General features: G+C 42.6%; 8 protein-coding genes, 1 rRNA gene and 1 pseudogene (1 of these 10 only partly in view). 2 read left to right on the top strand and 8 right to left on the bottom strand.

The annotated features are described in order from the left end of the window. Positions 1-165: ribosomal RNA gene (locus IH879_14615) — 16S ribosomal RNA — on the bottom strand (its annotated part extends 1,069 nt beyond the left edge of the window); the annotation flags it as partial. A gap of 172 nt (positions 166-337) precedes the next feature. Next, a complete protein-coding gene (locus IH879_14610; protein MCH7676166.1) occupies positions 338-688 on the bottom strand; it encodes a DUF488 family protein in 351 nt (116 codons plus the stop codon). Positions 689-777: 89 nt separating this feature from the next. Here IH879_14610 and IH879_14605 point away from each other — a divergent pair, with 89 nt between their 5' ends. Continuing rightward, positions 778-1,797 (top strand): alpha/beta fold hydrolase, encoded by a 1,020-nt coding sequence (locus tag IH879_14605; protein MCH7676165.1) that lies wholly within the window; start codon positions 778-780, stop codon positions 1,795-1,797. 2 nt (positions 1,798-1,799) lie between these two features. Here the strand turns inward: IH879_14605 and IH879_14600 are convergent, their stop codons facing one another. Beyond that, positions 1,800-2,006: a cold shock domain-containing protein gene (locus IH879_14600; protein MCH7676164.1), complete on the bottom strand. Its 207-nt coding sequence runs from the start codon at positions 2,004-2,006 to the stop codon at positions 1,800-1,802. A gap of 161 nt (positions 2,007-2,167) precedes the next feature. On the opposite strand from IH879_14600, the gene IH879_14595 reads away from it, so the two are divergent. Then, complete coding sequence (locus tag IH879_14595) at positions 2,168-2,731, top strand: superoxide dismutase family protein (GenBank protein MCH7676163.1); 564 nt, start codon at positions 2,168-2,170, stop codon at positions 2,729-2,731. Positions 2,732-2,923: 192 nt separating this feature from the next. Here IH879_14595 and IH879_14590 read toward each other — a convergent pair whose 3' ends face one another. The 5 genes and pseudogenes from IH879_14590 to IH879_14570 all read right to left on the bottom strand — a co-directional run. Continuing rightward, complete coding sequence (locus IH879_14590) at positions 2,924-3,970, bottom strand: hypothetical protein (protein ID MCH7676162.1); 1,047 nt, start codon at positions 3,968-3,970, stop codon at positions 2,924-2,926. Positions 3,971-3,984: 14 nt separating this feature from the next. Beyond that, positions 3,985-5,370: a sodium-dependent transporter gene (locus IH879_14585; GenBank protein ID MCH7676161.1), complete on the bottom strand. Its 1,386-nt coding sequence runs from the start codon at positions 5,368-5,370 to the stop codon at positions 3,985-3,987. A gap of 57 nt (positions 5,371-5,427) precedes the next feature. Further along, a complete protein-coding gene (locus IH879_14580; protein MCH7676160.1) occupies positions 5,428-6,090 on the bottom strand; it encodes a hypothetical protein in 663 nt (220 codons plus the stop codon). 73 nt (positions 6,091-6,163) lie between these two features. Continuing rightward, positions 6,164-7,299 (bottom strand): annotated as a pseudogene (locus IH879_14575) (IS630 family transposase). A 100-nt stretch (positions 7,300-7,399) separates the two neighbouring features. Continuing rightward, positions 7,400-7,500, bottom strand: a 101-nt coding sequence (locus tag IH879_14570; protein MCH7676159.1) for a tetratricopeptide repeat protein, incomplete at its 5' end; no start/stop codon positions are given.

Raw genomic sequence — 7,500 nt, 5'->3', positions numbered from 1 at the left:
CCCCGCGTTAGCGAGGTTATCCCAAACCTAGAGGCAGGTTACCTACGTGTTACTCACCCGTCCGCCGGTTTACTAATTCGAGCAAGCTCGAACGTTCTCCCTGACTTGCATGTGTTAAGCACGCCGCCAGCGTTCGTCCTGAGCCAGGATCAAACTCTTCGTTGTTGATCTTGTTTCTTTACAAAATTAAAATCTCAATGGACGACAGAGTCATTATGCACACTCTTTATTTCCAAAGAACAGAAAAAAATTGCTCACTTCTTATTAGAAACGAGCAAACCCAAATATAATCAAAAAAAATTAAATGTCAAGTCTTTTTTGAAGAAAAGATAGAAATTTACAAGAAACTTTTCGCCAGTACCTCTTTAAGTACAACTGCACTATTACGAGCCGCATCTTTCGCTGCAAAAACCAAAGTAACATCGGTAGTATCTACCTTTTTCTTAAGCCCCCGTACTACATTATAATTTTCCTCCAATTCTAACTGATACCTTTTTTGAAACTCAGGCCATCTCTCCGGAATATGATTGTACCACTTCCTCAATTCGGTGCTCGGAGCAATGTCTTTTAGCCAAATATCAATCTTGGCTCTCTCCTTTGTTAAACCACGTGGCCAAAGCCTCTCCACAAGAATTCTAACTCCGTCTTCGCTGTTGGGTGTTTCATACACTCGTTTTAGCTTTAACATTTTTAATTTTAAAATAGCGAAAAAATTCTGTTGAAATTAAAAAATAAAGTCTTAAAATACCACATTATTTTTTTGATACAAGTAATCTTATGAAAATCCCGCTCAATTTAATTCCATTCAATCCATACCCTCTTCTTAAAGGAGGCCATAGACAAACAATTTCAGGGTACTATCTTCCGAGTCCTAAAAATTTAAGAGGCACCAATGTTCACCACATAAAAGTCTCCGGTGGCGATAAATTGGCGCTTTGTGAAAATCTCCCAAACAGAAAATCGACGTTTCGAAGAGCCATTCTTTTCATGCACGGCCTTGGAGGAAATGCCGATGCCTCCTATATGCTGCGAATTGCACAGCTCTTTCAAAATCGGGGGTGGATTACGTTTCGGATGAATCATAGAGGGTGTGGCGAAGGGGTTGGTTTGGCACGACAAACTTATCACTCTGGTAGAAGTGAAGATGCAAGTGCGGCAATGATAAAAATTGAAGAACTCTACCCTGACTCACCACTGATTGCGGTCGGGTTTTCTTTAAGCGGAAATGTTCTTTTGAAATTACTTGGTGAGAAGAAAGAGCCTCTCGCGACAAATCTTGCAGGGGCAATTGCAGTCGCGCCACCGATAAACTTATCTCTGTGTGCTGCTGCTTTATGCCAAAGCCAAAACAGAGTTTATGACTTGCGATTTATGCGGCTGTTAAAAAAAGCAATGAGAGAAAGGCGAGAGCACTTTTCGGATTTTCCAAAAATTGACTTTAAGTGGAAGATGAAACTTCGCGATTTTGATGAAATTTGCACCGCTCCTCTGAACAATTTTAAATCCGCTGAAGACTACTACTCAAAATGCAGCGCAAAACAATTTTTATCTGGAATCTCAACGCCGACATACCTGCTTACCAGCGATGACGATCCGTTTGTCCCAAAAGAAAGTTTTGACAATTTGCCTGAAAATGAATTCTTGAATTTTAACTTAACAAAAAGCGGCGGCCACATGGGTTATGTTTCGGCAGAGAAAACACCTCTTGGCACACAACGTTGGTTGGATTATGCGGTTTTAACTTTTGCGGAAAATCTTATGAAGAATAAAAAAGGAAACGAAGACACAGCGCACTGACTTTAATCCACAACCCTGACATTGATTGCCTTATCCCCTTTCATATCCCGGCGAACATCAAACCCGACGCGTTGACCTTCCTCAAGTCTATTCCCCTTCACTGTAATTTGCAAATTACTCACATGAACGAACAAATCATCATCATCATCTGAAACGATGAAGCCGAATCCCTTGCTCGAGTCCCACATTTTTACAGTGCCAAATTGCATGATTTATCTCCATGGTTTTTGATTATATCAGGTTAAATATTCCAATCGACTTAATCAAGCCATTTTACACAAATTAACATGAGCGTCAATTTTTATTGACATTTCAAAAATCGTTTCTATATTCGGTTTGAAATTTAAATCAATTTAATTAGGAGGTTTTTATGCAAACGAAATTCGGAAAAACCCTGGTTTCATTTTTAGGTTTATTTATAATTGGATGGTTTGGCTGCTATGAAAAATCAGACCAAGCAGCAGATAAAATGCAAACCGCAGTTGCAGAAATGCAAACCACCGAAGGCAACGAAGCACACGGAACTGTGACTTTTACAAAAGTGAAAGGCGGTGTTCAGGTAGTCGCGCATTTTGAAGGTGTGCCGGAAGGAGAGCACGGTTTTCACATTCATGAATTTGGAGATTGCAGCAGCGGCGACGGTAAATCAGCCGGCGGGCATTTCAACCCAGCCGGTGCATCCCACGCAGGTCGTGATGCTGAGGAACGGCACATGGGCGACCTTGGCAACATCACCGCGGATGCAAACGGCACGGCCCACGCAGATTTTGTTGATTCGCATCTTAGCATAATGGGAGACTACTCGATTGTCGGCAAAGGAGTCATCCTGCACGCCGACCCCGATGACATGACTTCACAACCGACCGGTGCGGCTGGCGCTCGTATTTCTTGCGGGGTGATTAAAATGAAAGCAGAAGAAATCGCAGAGAACTAATTCTGAATTCCTGAATTCTAAATTCGAAACAAAATTTCAAATCAAAAACGCGAAACCCCAAATGGTAACTCAAAGAAAAAACACCAATAACTGTCAACTTTTTTCAGGACGCCACAAATTGCTTAGGATTTAGATATTCAAGTTTCGATTTTAAAAAAGCGGAGTTGAAATTTGCTCCGCTTTTTATTTTTCCTACTGAATTCGTTTTCCTTCTATTCGAAATCGCGGCTTCCAGGTTTCTCCTTCATCCTCAGAAGTCTCAGATTTCCAGTCGAAGGAATCCGCGGTAATATTATGAAACACAATTCTTCTTAAAGGTCCACTCCCTGGATTTTTCGGCGTCATGATAATCTGATCGTCCATAAATTCCGCTTCAAATTGGGAGGTACCGTTTGGCGTGCCTTTTGAATTCAGGCCGTTGTGAAACCACATAATCTCCCACTTTTCTTTTGCGGTATCATAAATGCGCATATTAGTGCCTGAAAAATCTCGATGCAGAGAAACACGGGGAGGCGGCAGGTTCTCTTCTTTCTGAAACCACAAATCCTGTACTGCAAATCCATCCAAAACGTATTTCCAGACCCAGGTTGCCGGCCAGCCAGAGAACCACTGTCCGTTCACGAAAGCAAAATTGGTGCACTGCCACACGCCTGCTAATTGACCAAACTGTTCCGTCTCTTTGGGTGCTTTCGGGTTTAGCTTGCCAAATGGAAAAGCGGAATTCTCGGAAATAAAATCATTGATAACCGTTGATTCCATTAAACTCTCCGGATTCCTGAGATAACTTATGTTAGAATTAGCATTTCTCTCAAGCAGTGTTCTGGTGTTTTCATCGATATCAACGCTCGTTAACAATGATAAAGACTTTTCGTAATTTTGTATAGCCATATCATTATTGCCATCTCGCATGTTAGCCTCGCCCAAACTATCATAAGCATTCGGTGACTTCGGGTAAGCCTCAGTATTCAACTTAAGTATCGCAATTGCTTCGGCATTTTTCTTTTCGCCGAGTAGCCGGTAACCCAAAGTATTTAGTTCGGCCTCCTTGAAATCATATTTGTCAAGTTTTTTCTTTTTAAGAGAATGGTATTTCTTAACCGCCGCAGCGATTCCCTTTTCGGTTATGACCTCATAAAGAATTTTACTGACGGGTTGCTTTTTAGCGTCATCCGTTGCTGCAGCTGTAGTTGACGTTACAAAAAATAAAACTAGAATAAGACTGAATATTCGATCTTTCATTTCTCCTCCAAAAATCAAGTGATAATTTTAATTCCAAAATAAAGATCAAGCACAGTTAAAATAAATAATACTCCTAAAATAAAAGGGCATAAATAGCAAACAGCAACCCCGATGTATTTTTCGATAAATGAACCTTCAAATGTTTCATTGCCAATTCTCAGCTCTTGGTTTAAATTTTCCTTTTTCCAGATGTAAGCGGTAAAAAAGGAAATCAAACAACCGCCGAGTGGCAATAACGAACTATTAGCGACATCGACAACCATAGCCATAAAACTTTTTGGGTTATCATGCCCAAAGTAGTGAACAAAAGAGGTGAAGAATTCAGAAGCGCCGTTGGCTAGAATTGACGGAATACTCACCAGGAAAATTGCTCCTGCGACCAGCCAGGCTGCCTTTTTGCGTTCGAGCTTGTACTCATCTATTACATAAGCCACGGGTACCTCAAGCAGTGACACGGTCGAGGTCAAAGCAGCAAAGGAGAGTAGAAGGAAAAACAAGGCGCCAATAAACACGCCTAGCATGGGTCCCAAAGAGGCAAACACACCCGGCAGAGTCACAAAGATTAAACCGCTGCCGCCATTGGGCGCTAACCCTTGTGAAAAAACAAACGGGAACATCATCAAACCGGCGGCAAATGCTATTCCGGCATCGGCCAAAGTAATATAAGCAACCGAGCTGATAATATCTTCTTTCCTTGAAAAATAGCTGCCGTAAGTTATCAAAGCGCCCATTCCCAAAGATAAAGAGAAAAACGCCTGACCCAGAGCGCTGTAAACCACTTGTAAATTGAGTTTGGAAAAATCGGGCATGAGGTAAAACTCAATACCCTGCATCGCATTTGGCAGAGTAAATGCATAACCGACAAGAAACAAAATAATAATTACCAGCGAGGGCATTAAGAGTTTTGCCGTTCGCTCGATGCCGCTTTTAATTCCGCCGGAAACGATGAAAGCGGTAGCGCTCATAAAAATGACCGAATAAACTGCGATCAAAGGAACGTTTGAAGTGAATTGCGTAAACTTCTGGCCCACTTCAAAGTTGCCTTGCAACATCTCAATGAAGTAGCCCAGCGACCACGCGGCAAGCACGTTATAAAAAGATAAAATCAAAAAGCCGCTGACGATTCCGAGTTTACCGATAAACGACCATTTTCTAAATCCAAGTGCATTAAACGCTCCTACCGGATTGCGGCTGGTTTTGCGTCCAATGGCGACTTCAGTGACCATAATCGGATAACATAAAATAAAGCAGAAGGCGAGATAGATGAGCACAAAGATCGCCCCACCTCCACTGCCAACCTGAAAGGGAAATCCCCAGATGTTTCCGAGTCCGACAGCGGAACCGGCAGTGGCCAAAATAAACCCGAGTTTTGAATTAAATTCGCCCCTGTGAGCGCTCATACATTTACCTTAAACCTCCCGGATTTTTAGGACCTCCGGGAGGTTTTGAGGAGGCAATTATGACTTCTTCGACATCATTTTTTGGGATTTTATTTTCACAAAAGCTTGGTTCATGCTATTCAAGGCGTTGAAATTCGCGGCCTTTTCGAACATTGCTCTCGCTTTATACGTATCGCCCTTGCCTTTGTAAGCCATTGCAAGCCTGTACAAATTGTAGGGGTTTTGCTTGTTGGTTTGCTCCAGCTCAGTCACGGCTTTTTCGTAGTCTTTTTCTTCGAGAGCAATCATACCCGCTAACTGATGCGCCAGCCAAATCTGAAAACGATTTTTTGCAGCTTCCGCTTGAACCTTGAATTCATTCGCATGCTTTTTGGCTTTGGCAAGGTCATGTTTCTTCAAAGCGACTTGAGCTAAATTGGAATGATGAAATCGTTCAGCAAGGTCCTTCTGCTGTTTCGAGTGGTCTGACTCCTGCATGATTTTTAATGACTTATGGTATTTCTTAAACGCTGCATCGGGTTTCCCAAACTGGAGCAAAATATTTCCCATAGTCGCCAAATCGCCGGACATCGCGGCGGCATCATTAATTTTCGCTGCCAAATCATACCTGTTCTCTTGCTCCTTCAGAGCCATATCGAGATTACCTTCATGAACGTAGGAAACAGTCTTAGCAAAATGGGCAGCTCGTCTCTGACCATCGTTTTGAGCAGCATCATACAATTTTTGAAGTTCCTTCCGGGCATTTTGGTGCTCACCTTTATAATTGTAATTGCTGGCAATACCTAGTGTCCTGTCAAGTTAATAGTGTTGGATAAAGCCGTTTCAACTTAATTCTGGCATCATCAGATGAAAAGCGCCAGTCGATTTTGGCTTTGAGAAAATTGCGCTGATTTTGCCATTGAGCCACTTCGTGTTCTAATGTATGTTTATCAGCGATTCTGCGATTGAGACATTGGGTTGACAGAATCCTCAATTCGATTTCAGCAATATTGAGCCAACTACCATGCTTAGGAGTATAGTGTATCTCCAATCGGTCCAACAATCGCTTTGCTTCCTGTGGCGGGAACGCTTCGTATAGCGAGCCACCGGCATGCGTGTTGAGGTTGTCCATAACCAGAACAACTTTTTTTGCATGAGGATAATGATAGTCCAACAACTCTTTTATCTGAAAAGCCCAATCAATTTTCTTTCGGTGATCCGTTACCGAAACATAGCGCTTGCCACCGAAGGGTTCATAGAACATGAACAGATTACTGACGCCGTTGCGCTCATACTCACAGTCAATTCGGGTAGGCCTACCGCATTTCGCGGCTACAGTCTGGCGGATTTCTTTGGTCAGTTGCTTGCTTGTTTCATCCATGCAGACAAGTGGCTCCTCTGGATTATAGGGTCGCTTGTAAACTTCAAGGACATCCTCCATTGCGCAAACAAAGGCGGCATTGGCCTCCGGGGGAATACACCACTGCTGCTTCAACCACGGTTTAAGTTCGTTTTTTTTAAAGTCTGGCGGATAGCTTCATGCGAAATGTTCTCCACATATCCAAGTTCTACTACCTTATCTGCCAACAGACGCAGTGTCCATCTGGCGCGACCCTCTGGGGGATCACTGCACGAAAGAGCAATCAGACGGGCTTCCACGTCACCATCAATTTTCTTGCGAGAAACTTTCTGCTTATACTCTCGCCGAGATAAAACTGCGTCGAACCCCTCTTCTACAAGCTGCTTGCGAACTCGTTCGATGGTCTGCACAGTCACATCGAATGCTTCGCTGATTCTTTCATCCGACCACCCAGGACCATCATCGCTCTGGTCTGCTTTAAGTAAGATTCGTGCCCGTGCAAACATTCGTGCCGGGCCTCGTCCTGATGTTATCAATTTCTTTAGAGTCTCACATTCAAGATTGGATAAACGAACAATGTATTTTTTCATTGTCACCCTCAAAGCTTTTGTCAATTTGACTACTTTGAGAGAATATATATAATATTAGGTTAGGATTCAACAGTTATTACCCAATATAATTAACTTGACACTATACTAGTGACGAAGCCGTAAAAGAAGGATCTTGTTGCAGAGCTTTGCGATAATTTTCAATGGCAGCGTCAAACTTACCAATCTTCAGCAAAAGCTCCG

The sequence above is a fragment of the candidate division KSB1 bacterium genome (assembly GCA_022562085.1).
Taxonomy (GTDB): domain Bacteria; phylum Zhuqueibacterota; class Zhuqueibacteria; order Oceanimicrobiales; family Oceanimicrobiaceae; genus Oceanimicrobium.
This window is presented reverse-complemented; position numbering and strand designations above follow the sequence as displayed.